At 46.8% G+C, this 1,111-nt stretch carries 2 protein-coding genes; both read right to left on the bottom strand.

All coding sequences use genetic code 11. The features are described from left to right. On the bottom strand, positions 1-482 hold a 482-nt coding region (locus tag ACS8FC_RS14720; protein ID WP_439297316.1), incomplete at its 3' end, for a TerD family protein. A gap of 57 nt (positions 483-539) precedes the next feature. Continuing rightward, a partial coding sequence (locus ACS8FC_RS14715) for a TIGR00266 family protein (protein WP_439297315.1) occupies positions 540-1,111 on the bottom strand: 572 nt, incomplete at its 5' end.

Here is a 1,111-nt window from a genome sequence, read left to right as displayed (position 1 = left end):
CCACCTTGGGCGGATAAGTTGTAGCGAGCTACTTCACTGTTGTTATTGGCATTAACGATACGGCAAAACGCGTTTTCGACCGTCTCAAATGTCTGACCGGTAAAGCTATTGACCGTAAATACTAGCGAAGTCACATTGGCAGGGACTTTTGAGAGATCAACGTTGATGACTTCATCGTCGCCGTCGCCGTCGCCAGTACGGTTGTCGCCAGTATGAACGATACTGCCATCTTTTGACTTGAGCTGACTGAACCAGATAGCATCGACCGCTTGTTTGTTTGCGTCAAACATGATGCATGAAGCATCCAAATCGATAGAATCGCCGCCGCTACCACCGCCGAATAATTTACCTAAAAAGCCACCTTTTTTATCTTGTGGACCTTGAGCGACATCCCAACCTAGACCCAATTTAACTTGAGTCAGCTCGCCGCCTGCTTCTTTGCTTAGGGAGATTTTCTGCCCTTTTTGTAGACTAACTGCCATGTGAGTATCCTTATGGTAATTGTGAGTAAAACTGCTTAAACATAGTTCTAAAAGACGCTATAAGATATTATCTAAAAAACCACCGCCGCCGCCGCCGCGACCGCCTGAGCTCGTTCCTAAGACACTTTGCAGCCAACCTTGATAGCTGTCACGATTGCGCGAGCAAATAATGACTTTACCGCTTCCTGAGAAGTTCAGAACCATACCTTCGCCACTAGTGACGGAGTTGATGATATTGCTCATGATGCCTTTTTTCTTACTGGTCGAGACGGACAGTTTATAATCGAGGTTGGAATCCCAGCAAACCACATGACCATTATCAATGATGACATCTTTGTCTGGTGTGACCTCAATCTCAAACAATGAGCCAAAACCAGATACCACAACCTGACCTTTTCCTTGAGTCTGCATGACCATAAAGCCACCAGTATCACCGAATACCGCGCCGCCTAAATTACGCTGAATATTGGCTCTGATATCAACGCCAGTTTGCGCGGCGACAAAAGCACCATCACTAAGCGTATACTGCTGTGGCCCCACATCGATGATTTGCATGTCACCATCTAGCGTGGGCGCAAGCAGGCAATCGCCTTCACCATTAACCGCTTCAATCTGTTGTTGAAACAACG

Source organism: Psychrobacter sp. 1Y4, assembly GCF_051847555.1.
Note: the sequence above shows the minus strand (reverse complement) of the source record. Positions and strands in the feature narration are given on the sequence as shown.